19 protein-coding genes are annotated in these 16,044 nt (G+C 68.7%); 10 read left to right on the plus strand and 9 right to left on the minus strand.

Translation table 11 applies throughout. From position 1 onward, the window contains the following. Positions 1-47 precede the first annotated feature (47 nt). From ABD944_RS33370 to ABD944_RS33380, 3 genes are all read right to left on the minus strand, one after another. Positions 48-821 carry a hypothetical protein gene (locus ABD944_RS33370; RefSeq protein ID WP_345183574.1) on the minus strand — a complete coding sequence of 258 codons (774 nt, stop codon included), beginning with the start codon at positions 819-821 and terminating at the stop codon, positions 48-50. A gap of 137 nt (positions 822-958) precedes the next feature. Beyond that, positions 959-1,768 (minus strand): amidohydrolase family protein, encoded by an 810-nt coding sequence (locus ABD944_RS33375; protein ID WP_345183576.1) that lies wholly within the window; start codon positions 1,766-1,768, stop codon positions 959-961. Beyond that, positions 1,758-2,330, minus strand: coding sequence for a TetR/AcrR family transcriptional regulator (locus ABD944_RS33380; RefSeq protein WP_345183578.1), 573 nt, complete (start codon positions 2,328-2,330; stop codon positions 1,758-1,760). Before ABD944_RS33380 ends, ABD944_RS33375 begins: the two co-directional genes overlap by 11 nt. Before the next feature lie 270 nt (positions 2,331-2,600). Between ABD944_RS33380 and ABD944_RS33385 the strand changes: the two genes are divergently transcribed. After that, on the plus strand, positions 2,601-3,770 hold the full coding sequence (locus ABD944_RS33385) for a Cmx/CmrA family chloramphenicol efflux MFS transporter (RefSeq protein ID WP_345183580.1): 1,170 nt from the start codon (positions 2,601-2,603) through the stop codon (positions 3,768-3,770). Here the strand turns inward: ABD944_RS33385 and ABD944_RS33390 are convergent. Together ABD944_RS33390 and ABD944_RS33395 are read right to left on the minus strand one after the other, a co-directional pair. Next, the gene (locus ABD944_RS33390; RefSeq protein ID WP_345183582.1) at positions 3,716-4,531 is read right to left on the minus strand and encodes an SGNH/GDSL hydrolase family protein; all 816 of its coding nucleotides are present in this window, start codon (positions 4,529-4,531) and stop codon (positions 3,716-3,718) included. The genes ABD944_RS33385 and ABD944_RS33390 overlap by 55 nt on opposite strands. 374 nt (positions 4,532-4,905) lie before the next feature. Continuing rightward, positions 4,906-5,211, minus strand: a complete 306-nt coding sequence (locus ABD944_RS33395; RefSeq protein ID WP_345183584.1) for a PGPGW domain-containing protein — start codon at positions 5,209-5,211, stop codon at positions 4,906-4,908. Positions 5,212-5,357: 146 nt separating this feature from the next. On the opposite strand from ABD944_RS33395, the gene ABD944_RS33400 reads away from it, so the two are divergent. Continuing rightward, the gene (locus tag ABD944_RS33400; protein WP_345183586.1) at positions 5,358-5,852 is read left to right on the plus strand and encodes an NUDIX domain-containing protein; all 495 of its coding nucleotides are present in this window, start codon (positions 5,358-5,360) and stop codon (positions 5,850-5,852) included. Between the two features lie 17 nt (positions 5,853-5,869). Next, on the plus strand, positions 5,870-6,262 hold the full coding sequence (locus ABD944_RS33405; RefSeq protein WP_345183588.1) for a PPOX class F420-dependent oxidoreductase: 393 nt from the start codon (positions 5,870-5,872) through the stop codon (positions 6,260-6,262). Between the two features lie 17 nt (positions 6,263-6,279). Here the strand turns inward: ABD944_RS33405 and ABD944_RS33410 are convergent, their stop codons facing one another. Further along, the gene (locus ABD944_RS33410) at positions 6,280-6,843 is read right to left on the minus strand and encodes a hypothetical protein (protein ID WP_345183590.1); all 564 of its coding nucleotides are present in this window, start codon (positions 6,841-6,843) and stop codon (positions 6,280-6,282) included. Between the two features lie 238 nt (positions 6,844-7,081). Between ABD944_RS33410 and ABD944_RS33415 the strand changes: the two genes are divergently transcribed. Next, positions 7,082-8,020, plus strand: coding sequence for a M48 family metalloprotease (locus ABD944_RS33415; protein ID WP_345183592.1), 939 nt, complete (start codon positions 7,082-7,084; stop codon positions 8,018-8,020). A 26-nt stretch (positions 8,021-8,046) separates the two neighbouring features. On the opposite strand, the gene ABD944_RS33420 is transcribed toward ABD944_RS33415, so the two are convergent. Further along, entirely contained in the window at positions 8,047-8,307 is a 261-nt protein-coding gene (locus tag ABD944_RS33420; protein WP_345183594.1) for a hypothetical protein, read from the minus strand. 143 nt (positions 8,308-8,450) lie between these two features. Between ABD944_RS33420 and ABD944_RS33425 the strand changes: the two genes are divergently transcribed. Then, on the plus strand, positions 8,451-9,875 hold the full coding sequence (locus ABD944_RS33425; RefSeq protein ID WP_345183596.1) for an alpha/beta hydrolase: 1,425 nt from the start codon (positions 8,451-8,453) through the stop codon (positions 9,873-9,875). Positions 9,876-9,959: 84 nt separating this feature from the next. On the opposite strand, the gene ABD944_RS33430 is transcribed toward ABD944_RS33425, so the two are convergent. Then, positions 9,960-10,526, minus strand: coding sequence for a hypothetical protein (locus tag ABD944_RS33430; RefSeq protein ID WP_345183598.1), 567 nt, complete (start codon positions 10,524-10,526; stop codon positions 9,960-9,962). Next, entirely contained in the window at positions 10,523-10,948 is a 426-nt protein-coding gene (locus ABD944_RS33435; protein WP_345183600.1) for an ATP-binding protein, read from the minus strand. The genes ABD944_RS33430 and ABD944_RS33435 overlap by 4 nt, the downstream gene beginning before the upstream one ends. Positions 10,949-11,639: 691 nt before the next feature. Between ABD944_RS33435 and ABD944_RS33440 the strand changes: the two genes are divergently transcribed. The 5 genes from ABD944_RS33440 to ABD944_RS33460 all read left to right on the plus strand — a co-directional run bounded on the left by ABD944_RS33440 (position 11,640) and on the right by ABD944_RS33460 (position 16,004). After that, entirely contained in the window at positions 11,640-13,595 is a 1,956-nt protein-coding gene (locus ABD944_RS33440) for a hypothetical protein (RefSeq protein WP_345183602.1), read from the plus strand. Continuing rightward, positions 13,579-14,025 carry a hypothetical protein gene (locus tag ABD944_RS33445; RefSeq protein WP_345183603.1) on the plus strand — a complete coding sequence of 149 codons (447 nt, stop codon included), beginning with the start codon at positions 13,579-13,581 and terminating at the stop codon, positions 14,023-14,025. Before ABD944_RS33440 ends, ABD944_RS33445 begins: the two co-directional genes overlap by 17 nt. Beyond that, positions 14,025-14,525, plus strand: a complete 501-nt coding sequence (locus ABD944_RS33450) for a hypothetical protein (protein WP_345183605.1) — start codon at positions 14,025-14,027, stop codon at positions 14,523-14,525. Before ABD944_RS33445 ends, ABD944_RS33450 begins: the two co-directional genes overlap by 1 nt. 406 nt (positions 14,526-14,931) lie before the next feature. After that, the gene (locus ABD944_RS33455) at positions 14,932-15,813 is read left to right on the plus strand and encodes a helix-turn-helix domain-containing protein (RefSeq protein WP_345183607.1); all 882 of its coding nucleotides are present in this window, start codon (positions 14,932-14,934) and stop codon (positions 15,811-15,813) included. Next, positions 15,810-16,004 carry a DUF397 domain-containing protein gene (locus tag ABD944_RS33460; protein WP_345183609.1) on the plus strand — a complete coding sequence of 65 codons (195 nt, stop codon included), beginning with the start codon at positions 15,810-15,812 and terminating at the stop codon, positions 16,002-16,004. The genes ABD944_RS33455 and ABD944_RS33460 overlap by 4 nt, the downstream gene beginning before the upstream one ends. Positions 16,005-16,044: the final 40 nt, after the last annotated feature.

Genomic DNA, 16,044 nt, shown 5'->3' on the forward strand with positions numbered 1-16,044 from the left:
TCGGGGCCGGAGGCCCGGCGCGGTGCCGGGCCTCCGGTTCTGTGCCGCTACCCGACGACCCACCTGAACCGCGCGGGTCGCCTGGCGAAGTGGCGCCGAGCGCCGGCGCGGTCCTCATCGGCGGAGTCCCCCGCGGCCTCGACGACCGCGCTGACGGCCCCGCCGACGAAGCCCGGCTCGAGATCGCTGCCGAACCAGCCGGAGACGCGGCCCGCGGCGCTCGCCGGCAGGACGACCACGCCGAAGCGGAGAAGGACGCCGGCCTTGCCGAGGAACTCGTCGATCTTGACGCTGCCGCCGCAGACGACGATCCGGCTGCGACCCTTCGCCTTCTTGACGAGCCCGGTGCCGCCGTCGCTGAGACCGCCGTCAATGGGCGCCCTCTCGACGACGCAGGCTTCGCTGGTGACCTCATCGATGATGACGAAGGCGCGACCGCTGGCGTTCTCGTAACAGCCATTGCCAGCGAGTTCGTCGATGGTGACGGTGCCGTTGCCTTCGTTGTGGACACGGCCGCGGCCGGTGACCTTGCCGATGGTGACGGTGCCGGCCTTGAGGACGCCGTCGCCGCCACCGTTCCAGTTCCGGACGTAGCCATGGCCGGTGACCTTGCCGATGGTGACGGTTCCACCACCCGGGTTGAGGAGGCGGCCGCTGTCGGCGACCTCCTCGATGACGAGGGTGCCGAGGCCTGCGTTGCACACCTCGCCAGTGACCTTCTTCACGGTGATGGTTTCGCCACGCGCGGGCGTGAGAACGAAGCTGCCGTCGAAAGGGCACTCCCTGTAGGAGATGGTGCCGTAGCTTTCACGGTGACCCACGATTTCCTCCTGCGTGTTGTTTGTCGTTGACGCCCCCATCCGTGTGGAAGCGCCGTGTAGGACCGTCCAGATCGCGGACGGTCGCGCAAGGCGGCGGGCGGCATCGCCGCGGCCGCCGCCTTTACATTGTAGATCAACTACAGGCGGAAGACCCTGCGGGCGTTGCCCGCGAGGAACGCCTCCCGGGCGTCCTCGCCCAGGCCGAGGTCGTCCAGGCCCTTGAGCGCCCGCTCGGCGGTCAGCATCGGGTAGTTGGTGCCGAACATGACCTTGTGGTGCCGGTCCTGGGCCATGTACCGGACGAGCTCAGGCGGGTACCTGCGGACCGTGTACGCGGACGTGTCGATGTAGACGTTCGGGTGCTTCCGGCACACCGCGACCATCTCCTCCGTCCACGGGTAGCCGATGTGCCCGCCCACGATGACGAGCTCGGGGAAGTCGAGCGCCACCTGGTCGACGTACGGGATGGGCCGGCCCGTCTCGCTCGGGCGCAGCGGCCCCGTGTGGCCGACCTGCGTGCAGAAGGGGACGCCCAGCTCCACGCATTCGGCGAACAGAGGGTAGAACCGGCGGTCGGTGGGCGGCAGCTCCCACAGCCACGGCACCACGCGCAGGCCCTTGAAGCCCAGTTCGCCCACGCACCGCCTCAGTTCCCGCACGGCCTCCATCGGCTTGCGCAGGTCGACCGAGGCGATGCCGGCGAGCCGGCCGGGGGCCTGCCGGACGAACGACGCGACCTCGTCGTTGCTCACGAGGTCGCCCTCGGGCCCGTACCAGGCGCTGATCAGGCCGAGGTCCACTCCCCCGGCGTCCATCGCCGCGACCGTGGCGCCGACCGGGACCTCCTCCGCCGGCGGCTCCTGCCCCGTCCACCTCCAGAGCGAGTCGAGCATCTCGTGCCGCAGGAACCGCACGGTCCCGTGCTGCATCCACGCGTCAATCACCATGGGGACCTCCCACCGACCGCCATGCGGCCTCGCTCAGCGATTCGACCTGCCCGCCGTCCGGTTCGGGGCACTGGCCGTTCAGCCAGAGCCGGCACAGTTCCTGCGCGGGCCCGAGCCACAGGACGAACGCGGTCACCGCGTCCACGTCGAGCAGCGCGCCGTGCCGCGCCTGCACGCGCCACCAGCTGCGCACCTCGCGGAAGAACGCGCCGTTGCGCTCGGCCAGCCCCGCGCTTCCGGCGGGACGTTCGGTGAACATGAACCGGGCCCGGCCCGGATGCTCCCTGCACCACCGGACGTGGAACGCCACGACCGAGGCCACCGCCTCCCGCGCACCGTCGTGCGCCTTCAGTTCGGCGAGGAAGGCGTCCTGGTACATCCCGATGCTCTCGACGAACAGCGCCTCCGCCACCTGCTCCTTGCCGGAGAAGTGGTGGTAGAAGCTGCCCACGCTCACCCCGCTCGCCGCCCTGAGCCCGCTCAGCGTGGTCCCGGCGACCCCGTCGCGCCCGAACAGCTCCAGCGCCGCCCGCAGGATCCGCTCCCGTCCGGCCTCCGTCATAGAACATTATTCTGCCATGCCAGAACAATGTTCTGTACGGGGGCCTCCAGGGCCCTGCTAGCCTCATGACCATGTCCAGCCCCGAGTCCGACAGACGCTGACTCCCGGGCGGCTCCCCTTCGTGCGGGCCGCCTGAGGCGGGCTGCCTTCCTCGCCCTCGCATTCGAGGGATCTTCTTTCTGCCGTCGCCGTCCGTGCCGACGCCGGACGGCCTTCTCGGCGCAGCCCCCCATCGACAGCCGACCTGTTCGCCGTCTCGGGAGTCTCCCCTTGCCTTTCGCCGTCTACGTCCTCGGGCTCGCCGTGTTCGCCCAGGGCACCTCCGAATTCATGCTGTCCGGGCTCGTCCCGGGCATCGCCGCGGACCTGGGCGTGTCCATCCCCGCCGCCGGCCTGCTCACCTCCGCCTTCGCCGTCGGCATGGTGATCGGCGCCCCGTCCATGACCCTGCTGGCCCGCCGGTGGCCGCGCCGCCGCGCGCTGCTGGCGTTCCTGGTCGCCTTCGTCGCCGTCCACGTCGTCGGCGCCCTCACCACCAGCTACGCGGTGCTGCTGGCGACCCGCGTCGCCGCCGCCCTGGCCAACGCCGGGTTCTGGGCCGTCGCGCTCGCCACCGCGACCGCGCTCGTGCCGCCCGCCGCCCGCGCCCGCGCCACGTCCGTCGTGGTCGGCGGCGTCACCGTCGCCTGCGTCGCCGGGGTCCCGGCGGGCGCGGTGCTCGGCGGGGCGTGGGGCTGGCGGGCCGCCTTCTGGGCGGTCGCGCTGGTCTCGCTGCCCGCCGTCGCCGCGATCGCCAGGGCGATCCCGGAAGAGCGCCCGTCCGCGGGCGCCGCCCGCAGCGAACTGCGCGCCCTGGCCAACGGCCGCCTGCTGCTCACCCTCTCCGTCAACGCGCTGTTCCAGGGCGCGACGTTCTGCACGTTCACCTACCTCGCGCCGCTCGCCACGAACGTCGCCGGTTTCGGCTCCGCCTGGGTGCCGGCGCTGCTGGCCCTCTTCGGCGCCGGGTCCTTCGCGGGCGTCACCATCGGCGGACGGATCGCCGACGCGCATCCCGCCGCGCTGATCGCCGCGGGCATGACGTCCCTGACCGCCGGGTGGGCCGTCCTCGCGCTGACGGCCGGAAGCCCGGCGGCGGTCGTCGTGCTGGTGTTCGTGCAGGGGATGCTGGCGTTCGGCACGGGCCCGGCGCTGATCTCACGCGTCCTGGAGCAGGGCTCCGCGGCGCCGACGCTGGCCGGCGGGTTTGCCACCGCGGCGTTCAACGTCGGCGGGACGCTCGGCCCGTGGCTCGGCGGCGCCGCGATCGGCGCCGGCCTCGGCTACCGCTCGCCCGTGTGGGTGAGCGCGACGCTGATGGCCGGCGCGATCGCGGTCCTCGCCGGTCAGGTCTGCTTCTGGAGGGCCAGACTGGCCGAGCCCGTCAGCGCCGGCAGGTAGCCGGAACGGTGGCCCAGCGCGGTCGGGTGGTAGGACGAGCCGATCGGGATCGTGACCGCGTTGAGCCAGTCGTCGCCGGAGCACAGCTCGTGCCCGGAGAACTCGTCCCGGACGTCCGACCACGTGAACCCGGCGCGCCCCGCGGCGGCGGAGACGACGGTGTCGAGGGTGTCGGCGGCGTGGTTGAGCGCGGTGCGCTTGGTGTTGCTCAGCCCCGCGCACCAGTCGACGATGATGTAGAGGCGCGGGTACCCGAGCACCACCACCCGCGCCGACGGGGACTTCGCACGGATCTGGCCGTACAGCGAGTCGAGCTGTCCGGGGAGCGTGTTCTTCATGTAGGTCTCGGCCTGCGTCACCCTGCTCTGGCACGAGGCGTTCGACTGCAGGACGCACGTCTGCATGACGTCGGCGAACCCGGCGTCGTTGCCGCCGGCGGTGATGCTCACGAGCGTCGTGGAGGAGCTGAGCGCGCCGAGCTGGCCGCTGGCGACGGTCGTGGTCGTCGCGCCGGAGCAGGCGACGAACTTGTACGACGACGTCGCGTGCGACGCCGCCCACAGGTTCGGATAGGCGTTCGCGCTGCGCTGGCACGTTCCGCTGTTCGGATCGTAGTTCCCGGCCCCCGTGCCGGACGAGTAGGAGTCGCCGAGGGCGACGTAGTTGGGGCCGGCCGCCGAGGCGGTGCCGGACCCGAGCAGTGAGGCGGCGGCGAAGGTCGCCGCACCGAAGGCGACCAGACTGGGGCGGGAAAGACGCATCGGCACACTCCGGGCGACGTATCGAATTGTGTCTTCCGTCCTATACCCGAAGCGCCTTTACGCCAAGCTCAATTCTGATCAACTTTGTTTGGCATGATTCGCCATTGCCATCCGAAATATCCAGAAAACCGGGCCGGTCGCCCTCAAGATCTGACTACCATTCCGGCACGCTTCCCGGCGGCCCCAGGAGCCCGTCCAGCACCCTCCGCCCCCCGTCCGCCGCGGCGGCGGAAGGCGGCACAGCCCTACCCTGAGAGGAATGACCGACACGGGGACATTTACCTATCTCGCGGCGATTCGCGACGGCAGAAAAAGCGGATGGGGCGGGACGTCCGAAAGACGTCCCGCCCCATCCGCCTCGGGGCGGCCCGGGCTCAGCCCTTGCGGCCGAGGCGGGAGGCTCCGCCCCGGATCCGGTGCCAGGCGGCGCGCGCGTGGCCGTTCACGCCGGCGCTGATGCGGCGGGCGGTCGGGAACTCGGTCCCGAGGAGGCCGAGCCCGGCGAGGATCGCGACGATGCCGGGACCGGGCAGCACGAGCATGGCGACGCCCGCGACGATCAGGGCGGCTCCGGCCACCGCGACGCCGATCTTGCGGAGCAGGCGGACATGCGCGCCGCGGCGGCTCGCGGGCGCCGCGTCGGCGTCCGTCCCGGCACGGTCCATGGCGGTCGTGGTCACATCGTCCCCCGATCTGCGTACACGGCTTTCTTCTGGGACGAACCGGCATGGCGGCGAAGATCCCCGATCCGGCGCGGTGTGGCCAGAGTCACACCCCGTCCCCCGGGGCGGCCGCCCGCCGTCCGCGGGCCGCTAGCATCGCGGGAATGAAGATCCCGTTCGGCGCGCGGGCCCGTCTCGGGAGCCTGGCCGCGCCGGTGTGGAGGCGGCTGAGCGGCCGGACGCAGTGGCGGCTCGCGCGGCTCCGGCACCAGACGTTCCTGGTGTACGCGGGAGGGATCGTCCAGGACGAGCGGGGCCGGATCCTGCTGCTCCGCCACCGGCTGTGGCCCCCGTACCGCGCCTGGGGGCTGCCGGGCGGATACGTCGACGCCGGCGAGCGCCTCGAAGACGGCGTCGCGCGCGAGGTCCGGGAGGAGACGGCCCTGGAGGTCGAGGTCACCGCGCCGCCGCTCCACGTCGCGAGCGGGTTCCGGCACCGGGTCGAGGCCTACTACGCGGCCCGGATCGTCGGCGGGCGGCTCGACCTGGACGCGGGCGAGATCCTGGAGGCCCGCTGGTGGCCCCTCGACGCGCTCCCCGAGGAGATGTCGCCCCGGCTCCGCGGCGTCATCACCTCCCTTGACCTCAGCCGCGGTTGAGGTTGCACCCTGGTGGCATGAGCCTCACCGACCTCGAACGCGACTACCTCTCCACCCAGCGCCTCGGCCGCCTCGCCACCGTCGGGCCCAAGGGCGACCCGCAGAACAACCCCGTCGGGTTCGCCTACAACGCCGAGACCGGGACGATCGACATCGGCGGCTGGAACCTCGCCGAGTCCCGCAAATACCGCAACCTCCGCCACAACGACCAGGTCGCCTTCGTCGTGGACGACCTCGTCTCCGTCCAGCCGTGGCGGGTGCGGGGCATCGAGATCCGCGGACGCGCCGAGACCGCGGTCGCGGAGAACTCCCGCTTCAGCGGCGACGTCATCCGCGTCCACCCGCACACCGTCTTCACCTGGGGCATCGACCCGGGTGCAAAAGGGATGACCAAGCGCGTCGTCGAGTAGCCGCCCGGCTCCGACCGTCAGATGCCGACCTCGTCGGGGCCGAAAGGAGGAAGGTAGATCTCGTCGCGGCGGACCACCCGCAGGCCGGGGCGCGCGGCGGACAGGTCGACCTCCCCCTCCGCGTACAGGACGACTTCCGCGAGCCGGTCGAGCGGCGGCAGCGGCCCGAAGTCGCCGTGGGCGAGGGTGAGGGACTCCAGGCCGACGATGTCCTTGAGGCTCGACAGACCGTCGACGTCCACGTTGGACAGGATGAGCCGGCGGACGGGGGTGCCGCTGAGCTGCGCCAGATCGATGTTGGCGGCGGGTCCGGCGAGTTGGAGCAGCTCCCACGGCCGGCCCGCCAGCGGCCCCAGGTCCATGCCGTTGTCGTCCCAGAGCAGGGCCTCGGTGACCGAGGTCAGCCAGCGGACGGGCTCGAACGTCCCCACCCACGCGTAGTCGGTCGTGAGCCGGCGCCGCCGCAGGATCGGCTCGGCGGGCGGCGGCTCCTCGGCGTCGGTACCGGCCAGGACCCGCCGCCACACCGGCCAGAGATTCCCCCAGAACTCGTCCCAGACGAACTCCTCGTCATCGTCCACCCCGGCATTGTCGCCCCCGGACGCGCGCACCCGCAAAGCCAGGAGCGAGACGTCCCCAGTCGCGCACGTGCGGGATTTGCACACCAGTCACTTACACGGGCGAGACGCGGGTCATCCGAATTCCATACAAGACCATTTCCCATCACCCTCAGGCCATTGACGGCCAATAGCCGCTACGGGCTCGGAGTACGTGATAAAAATCTGACGGCCGCAACGAGACGACTGTCAGGAATCCTTTGTGGACGAGAAACGCGAGACGCCCCCGCCGTGGTCTCCGACGATCAGCACCGAGTGCCCGGTCGGTGTCGCGCAGCAGGCGTGGATCGAGGCGTCGATCACCTGGTTCGTCCAGGAGTTCGGCCGGGACCCGGTGATGCGGCCGATCGTCCTGCCCCAGCCGGATCTGCGGGCCACCGGCTACACCGGCACGCCGAAGCAGATCGACGATGTGGTCGCGCGGACCTGCGAGCAGATGGGGATCGACCGATCCGAACTCACCGTGGAGCTCTTCGACCGCGAGGACGAGGACGCGACGGCCCGCGACGGCAAGCGCGCGGTCGGGCACTACTACGTCGAGGACGGCCGGGCGGTCATCGGGCTCGACGTGACGGAGGCGTCCGACGCCGCCTACCTGATCGCCGTGATCGCACACGAACTGTGCCATGTCCGCCTCCTCGGCGAGGAGCGGATCACCACCGAACGCAAGGACCACGAACGGCTCACCGACCTCCTCACCGTCTATTTCGGATTCGGCGTCTTCAGCGCGAACGCGGCGCTGAGATTCGGCGAGGCGACCCGGGGCTTCTCCATCCAGCCCCTGGGGGATCTGGACGAGCGCACCCTGAACGCCGCCCGCAACGACGGCTATTCACGTCTCGGATACCTGACGGAGCCCGAATTCGGCTACGCGATGGCCTGCTACGCCTGGCTGCGCGGCGAGACCGACCCGCCGTGGGCGGCCCGCCTGGACCCGGGGCCGCGCGCCCTCCTGCGGCAGGGCCTCGCCTACCTGTCCCGGTCCGCCATGCAGGGCGAGTTCCCGACCCGCCGGACCGGAGACGTCCCGGTCACGGTCCGCGTAACACCGAGGACCGGCCCCGTATGGCGCGGCGGCCTCCACCTGACGCTCCAGCCGACGGCCTGGCCGCCGACAGCGCCCAGGCACCGGCCGACCTGACCCGGCGCGGCCCCCCGGCACCGGTTTCAGCGCGCCTCACCACGCTGGTTCGCCAGCAGTTCCTGAGCCTCCCGCCAGTGCAGATGCGAATGCTCCTTGCCCAATGCCAAATGCTCGTCGCAGAACCAGTACACCTCCGGAGGATGGCCGACCCAGCCCTCCCGATGCTGTTCCTGGCGGACCGCCTCCTCTTCAGGGGTGAGCGCGAACCGAACAGTTTCGAACGACGAGAACGGCACCCCGTCGCGAAGGGTCCGTAGACAAACGAAGCACATCGGCGGCATCAAAGCGACTCCTCAGGTAAGGGGAAACCCTTCCGAACGGTAGCGCCGCAGCGGCCTTGCCTCCTCCGAATGGTCGAGTCCCACCCGCAGGGATGCGACCGTCCGGCCGATGCACCGACCGCGCCGCATCAGCAGGATCAGCAGGCATGAACCGAACTTTTGTGCTGGCGGCCTTCGCCCTGACCATTCCACCCATGATGGCCGTCCCAGGGAGCGCGACGGCGAGCACGATCGCCTGGCGGGCCTGCGGGGACACCGGCGCCGAGTGCGGGACCGTCACGGTACCCGTGGACTGGTCTCACCCGGACGGACGGAAGCTGTCGCTGGCCGTGACCCGCCGGAAGGCGGCCAAGGCCCGAGCCGGCACGTTGCTGTACAACCCCGGCGGCCCCGGAACCGGCGCTGCCGACCTGGTCCGAGACTGGGCACCGCAGTTCTTCTCACCCCGGTTGCGGGACCGGTTCGACATCGTCGGAATCGACCCGCGCGGAGTCGGCGGCAGCGAACAGATCTCCTGCAAGAAGCCCGTGCACGACCCGGAAGTGACACAGTTCCCCAGCACCAGGCCTGAGTACGAGCGCATGGTGGCCCATAACAAGTCGGTAGGGCAGAGCTGCGATCCGCTCATCCGGTACGTCGACACGGTGAGCGTGGCGCGTGACTTCGACGCCGTGCGCGCCGCCCTGGGAGAAAGAAAAGTCAGCTACCTGGGCCGCTCGTACGGCAGCATGCTCGGCACCCAGTACGCGCGACTGTTCCCCGACCGTATCCGCACCATGGCCTTGGACGGCGTCGTCGACCACGGCATGCCGTCCCGCCGCATGGTGGTCGAAGCAGCATCGGCCGTGGAGGACTCCTTCGACCGGTTCGCGGCCTGGTGCGCGCGGACAGCCGACTGCGAACTGCACGGACGCCCGGTCGGAAAGGTGTGGGACGGGCTCGTTCAGCGGGCCGAGCGCCGTCCCCTGCCGGTTCCCGGCGGCCGGCCACTGACGGCCGAGGAACTGCGCTACAGCGTCTACGCGATGCTGACGCTGTTCCCCGAGTTCGGGCACGGACTCGCGCGCGGCATCGCCGAAGCCGACGGAAACAACGCCTCGCTGCTAGGCCAGATGCGCGACCAGGCACTGTACGACCCGGCGAGCACGGCCGCCTACCGGGCGATCCTGTGCCAGGACATCGACCCGCAGGTGCCTGACTTCGGCGAGTTGCGCCGCCGTGAACACCTGATCCGGCGGCGGGCCCCGCACATGGGCGGGACGTCGGAGTTCTGGGACATGACGACCGGGTGCATCGGCTGGCCCGTCCGCCCGGCCGCCCCCCAACGCCCGGTGCACGTCCGCGACGCACCACCCGTCCTGCTGGTGGGCAACACCCACGACCCGGCCACGCCCCTGGCATGGGCGAAAAGCCTGGGCCGCGGCATCCGAGGCTCGAAGGTCCTGGCCTACGACGGCGACGGCCACACCGCCTACCTCCGCAACCGCTGCGCGACCACCGGCATCGACGACTACCTGATCAACGGCACACTCCCGACCACCGATTCCTGCCCCACCGACCCACCGAAATAGGCCGACAGAGCGGCACATGAACGACCAGGGACACAGACCGATCGCAGGCCAGCGCGCCAGGTGCGCCTCACGCGCATGGGCTGTCTAGAGGCCCGCTCGGTAGCGGGTGTATTCGCAGGCGAGGACGTCGAGGGGCAGGGACGGCCAGCGACTCAGCGCGCCCGTGTGGCGGTCGATGATCAGCAGTGGGGCCTCGTCGTCGCCGAGGTCGCCGGCGGGGCGGGCGACGAAGCCGTCCGGGAGCTCTTCGATGATCAGCGGCACGGGTCGGCCACCGCGCCAGAAGTGCGCGTCCGCGCGGCGCCATGCCTCGGCCCGGTCGACCAGCGCCGGGCGGACGCTGTAGGCGGCGAGGACGTGTGCGAGGCCGCGCAGCGTCCGGCATTCAGGCGTCCCGCAGCCTCGGCAGACGGGCTCGCCGTGCGGTCCCTCGCCGGGGCGGTGGGAGGCGAGGACGCAGGTCAGCGCGGCGGTGCAGGCGAGCACGAGGCGCCGCGACTGCGCGACGAACTCCCGACTCGCGGAATCGAGGCTTCCCGCCTGGACGAGGGCGGCGTCGACGGAGTGGGGGTCGGCGCGCATCGCGGCGGTCATCGCCGCGTGGACGCGCAGGTGGACCTGGTCGTGCGTCCAGGAGGCCGGCTCGGTCACGCGGCCCACTCCCCCGCGAACACGGCGGTGACCGTCCGCCCCTCGCCATTGCCGTGCCATCCCCAGCTCGCGGCGGTGAGCGAGACGGTGCGCAGGCCCCGGCCGGACTCTGCCAGCTCGGCGGCGTCCAGCGCCGCGGGCTCACCGGGGCCGCCCTGGTCGGTGACCGACACCGCGACCAGGCCGCCGTCCCGCACTACCTCCACGGTGAACATGCCGCCCACCTGGCCGGACTTGGTGTGCCGCAGCGCGTTGACGACCAGCTCATCGGCGGCGAGCAGGACGTCATCGAGGAAGGGGCAGCCGTCCAGCAGGCAACCCACGAACCGCCGGGCGTTGCGTGCCTGCTCGGGCCCGCCGGGGAAGGAGCGCCGCCAATACAACAGCGCCGGCTTTACTACCGGAAGCAAGGTCAGGGACATCAGAGCACCTCGGATCGCGATGGACGTCAGCGTTGCGGATCTGACAGGTCTCCCCCGTCGTCCGCACGCACATCGTCACACTCGGTCGCCAGTCGAGCACGGAGGATTAGAGCTCTACTTGTCCCGGCAAGGGATTCAGCACAAGCGCTGGTCTAATATCCGATCTCCGCACACGCGGAATTCACGCGCCCAGAGCTTGCACGTGCGGGCGAAGCGGCAAGGAAACGCCTTTCTCCTCGACGGCCACGTCACCCGCGTCCGCCTTGCCCGGACGGCCGAGTCGACCCTCGGGCGAACGCTGCTGGACAGTGGCGGCGGGCGGCGCCCAAGTCGTCCACCGTGAGCACCGTCGCCCCGAAGACATGGCGGGTCCCGCACGACTCCACAGCCGCCCAGAACACCCATCTAGGCATGAAAGCCGCACCACCGGAACACTTGAATGACCTGGCTTGTGACACCACACCGCCCCTGCGCCCCCAGAAATGCAGACGGAACCAGCGCAAAACTGACCCGCAGTCACGCGATACGCGCGCCTACTGGATGTGAGCGGTTTATCGGCACGTGCAAAGTTCGCACGTGCGCGATTACATAGGGGCCGGTGTGATCCGACGTTGGCCCCGCACGTCACGGACACGCCCGGTGAGCCGTCTGGTCGGCCGGTTCGCCTCCCCCCATGGAAAGGGCTGCGAGCGTGGGCTTGGACAATCCCTCCGGCGGGCCGGGCAAGGGCCCCGAGACCCCCGACAAGCCCACCCCGCCACGCACCGAGAGCAAGCCTCCGGCCGACGCTTCCGGCGGATCGCAAACGCCTCGCATAGACAGCTATGTGGCAGCGGGCCAGCCGGTTCCAGGTCGGCCGGAAGCCGGCACCGAACGGCGAGGCGACCGCGAGGCGCAGCCCAACGGATCCTCAACCGACTCCTCCTCCAACGGCCCGGCCGCGGAGAAGCCGCAGACCCCCGGTGACCCGCCGTCCGAAGCCGAAGCGAAGACCGAGAAGGAACCAGAGACCGGCAAGACCGAAATCGGCTCCCAACTGGGCGAAGAGCGTGACCACGACGCCGACCCAACTCAGCCCGACAACGCTGGCACGGAAGCGGAAAAGCCCGGCCAAGCCAAGCCCGAGAGCCCACGGCAAGACGAGGGCGCACTGGGCACCGGCGACCACGGCTCCAAGACCGAGCACTCCGAGCCAGGCAAGGCGAAAGAGCAGAATGGCGGCAAGGACAACGGCAGAACCGCCGACGAGCCTGCGTCCTCCGAGCAGCCGAGCACCCGCCCGGACGAGGCTTCTCAGTTCCCGCCCGGCTCCCGCCGAGCAAGCCTCGCCGCCACCCGAGAGCAACAAGCGGAAACCGCGGAACATTGGCGAGCCATATTCCAGGACACCCAGCCCGCCGATGGCACCGGAGAGGGAACCGTTGGCGGAAGCGGTGACAGCGGAGCTCAGCCGCAGAACGAGAACGCGGGATCGGACGGGCGCGGGCCGGAAGCACACCCCCCAGCCGCTGAGACACCGCCCGGCACTACCGCCGACGGTGGCACTTCCAGCGGCGAGGCGCCCGGCGACGGTGAAGGGTCCAGCGGCCGCGATCAGCCCCCGTCCGGGACCCCCGAAGTAGAGGCGGAGCCTCCAACGCAGGAGGTAACGCGCCCGCAAGATCAGGAGCCCGAGCCCATCCCGCGACTGGACTCCTCTGGCTCGGGCGACGACAGTGGCGACCCGCCGACTGGACCACCAGCAGACAGCGCGTCGCCCGCCGACGACCAGCCCCAGGGCGGGAACGACGAGACGCCGCCGGGCTCGGAGGTCGGCCAACCCATCGAACCCGCCGCCGAGGCCGAACCCGGCCGCGAAGCGTCCCCCATCGGCCCAGAGACACCAGACCAAGGCACCGAGCCTCCCGAGCCCAAGACTGACGACGGAACTACGGGCGACGAGAAAGACAACCCGAAGCCCGCCGACGAGACCGCGCTCCCTCCCGAGGGAACTGGCGAAAACGTCACGCCCCCAGAAGCTTCCGATGACCAGAGCGACGGCCATGGTAGAACTGCCGAAGGCCCGGAGCCAACCGAGGCCACTGACGAAATCAACCCACCCGATCGCGAGGCCGAACAGTCCGGCGAAAGAGAGGAATCCGGCACAGAACTAGCGCCTCACGAAGAAGAATCGACGGACCTAGAACCCAGTCGATTCGCCGGGCGTGTCACTATCACCCTCGACCGCGAGGGAAGACCGGTCCCACCGGATCATCCAGACGCCGAATCCGAGACACCGGGCCGCGGCGAACTCCGCCGCCCCGAAGACGACCGCGCTTCTCGCGATTATCAAGAGGAAAATCCTGATAATAGGTCCCGCAAGCGAGACCTGACTCGGACAATGTTTACAAAAGCAGACGACGTCAAGGATTCTGCTGACAAACTTGTCGAACCGGGCCAAAAGCATCTAGAACGAGTGAAGCCGACGGGGCAGATATGCGCAGCTCGCACTAACCCTGATCACATAAAGTCAGTCGACGCCAAAATACAAGGAGGGGATATTACGATCGGAATAGTCGGCACTGTAGTATTGGCCATAGAAGTAGGACGCCAAAGCGTGAAGGTCGCACGAAGGATTTCAAGGAGAGAAAATGCCCGTAACCAGTGACCAGGTATCGACATTGCGCGCCCAGCTCTCAGGACAGGCCGACGAGCATCGCCGCCTACTACGGCAACTCGATCCCGAACAAGCGAAGCAAGGCTACGCTGCCCTAATCGCCGCCGCCTTTGTCGTTGCCGTCGAACGACGCTTTAGGCGAGGAGAAAACACCGCAGACGACACTGAGGTTATCGATTTTATTGCGAGCGCCCGCGAGAGAAGCGACGACTCGGCCGAAATAATTAATCCGGAAATTGCAGAAAAGATGATCCTCACTCTACTAGGAAGAGGGTCGATTGCCGAGATAGATGAGAATACAAAATTGGAGCATCAGATCATTCTTCTCGCCGCTCTGGTTGGCCAGGCGCAGTTCGACGAAGCCGAGCTCGATGCTTTCATAGCGGAGGCGCGGTCACTTGCGGATGAGATATTGCAGTAATGGACTATTCGATCATTAGAATCGGCGAGGAGAACATCCTCGCGTTGCGGTCTTTCCTGCTTGAGGGACCTGTGGCGTGGGTGCCTCTGCATGACCAGATGCAGGTGGACGATGAGACGGCGGCCGGGTACATGTCGCTGCTCTTCGGGGCGTTCGAGGTCGCGGTGCGTCGGAGATTCGCACCGACCTACACCGTGGGTCAGATCGTTCGGTTCGTCGCCGATCTACGGATCGCGGCCAGCGAGGACGCGAACCTCATCAACCCGATCATCGCTGAAGACATGGTCCGTCGTGCGGTCGACGCGCCTCCCCTGAAGGCCCCTGTTCCGGACGACCTGACAGCCACCCTGAACGCCCAGGTCTTCATCCTGCTCTACCTTGTCGCCGAGATGGATTTTGATCGGGCAGGCCTGGAGCAGTTCATCGACGAGGTCACCGACTACACCGAGCAGTGGCTCGCGGCACGGCGGGACGAAGCCTCCACTTCGGCATCCTCCTAAAAGGACAGCTGGATAGCCAGCTTCGTGTATCGAAGCATACCCCGACCCGCCCACCCACCGTCGGGGCAATCTTTGTGGTGCGGACAAGCAGAGAGCGTGCTGGGCTGCATACTTTCGAGCCGTGATGACGAACAGAGGGATTGCGGAGAGCAGGCTGCACCGTTGCGTGAGACTAACCACCCATTTCTGATATAGCAGTATGGGCGTTCGCAAATGAAGGCACATAGACCCAAGGCGGACTAGTCAAGGTCGCACCGCCCAATCCGCGCACGTGCGGATTTTGAGTCTCGCGACGGCATGGCGGGATTTCGCCAGGACGTGACTTTAGTATTGCCGGGCACCGTTCGATTGCAGAGAGTTAGCGATCAGTACGGACCGTGTTCGATGCGATATTAGGAGGACGGCTATGCCGAGCCCCTACGTCAGACGCCGCCGGCTGGCGGTCGAGATCCGCAGGCTTCGCGAGAGCCGCGGCCTCACGACCGACGGCCTCGCCCGTCTCGTCTTCCACTCCCGGACGAAGATCACCCGTCTGGAGAACGCCCAGATCCGCCCCGACCTCGTCGAGATCATGAACCTTCTCGATGTTCTGGAGGTCACCGGAAGCGAGTACGACCGGATCTGCCAGCTCGCCCGAGAGGCTGGCCAGAAGGGCTGGTGGGACCGGTACGGAGTTTCCATGGGACCCCGCCAGAAGCTCTACGCGGACCTGGAGTACAGCGCCGCGACCGTGCGCGCCTACAACCAAACTGCCATGCCTGCCGTCTTGCAGGCACCCGTTTTCATCTCAGCACTCGTCGACCTGGACAAGTGCCAAGGCAAGCTCGACTACGTTCCGGAGCGCATGGCCGAAGCTCGCCTGCGGCGGCAACGTGAACTTCTTCGGCCCGACGGTCCGTCGTACGAGATCGTCCTCGACGAGTGCGTCATTCAGCGGCTGGCAGTCCCGCCCCTCGCGATGATCAACCAACTCCGGCACATGATCGACGTGGTCACGACAGTGGAGCGGATCAGCGTCCGTGTGCTACTGCACGACACCCGTATTCCGGGCGGCTTCCTCGCGAAGTCATCGTTCTACCTCTATACGTTCAGCGAACCAGGCGACTCACCCTTGGCGGTAGTCGATACAGTCACCACCGACCTCGTAGTTACCCAGCGGAACGAAGTGGCGCAATACACCCGGATGTACGAGCGCGTCAGAGATGCCGCGCTGCCCCGGGACGCCAGCATCGCCTTCCTCGAACGGGTAGCCAAGCGGCTCGCCGATCAGACAGGATCGGGCACATGACCAAGGACTTCCAGAGGTGGCGCAAGTCAAGCCACAGCGAACCGAACGGTGAATGCGTCGAGGTTGGCGTCACTCCGGACGGCACGATCGGCGTCCGAGACAGCATCCTTCGCGAGAGCGCCCCAATCCTGACGTTCACCCGGGAGGCATGGCGGAAACTCCTCGACGAGATCCGGTTGGACTGCCGCTGACCTCAGCATGCTCATCGATCGTGGGACAAGACCATTCGTC

The sequence above is a fragment of the Actinomadura verrucosospora genome, from assembly GCF_039540335.1.
In the GTDB taxonomy this organism is placed as follows: Bacteria; Actinomycetota; Actinomycetes; order Streptosporangiales; family Streptosporangiaceae; genus Spirillospora; species Spirillospora verrucosospora.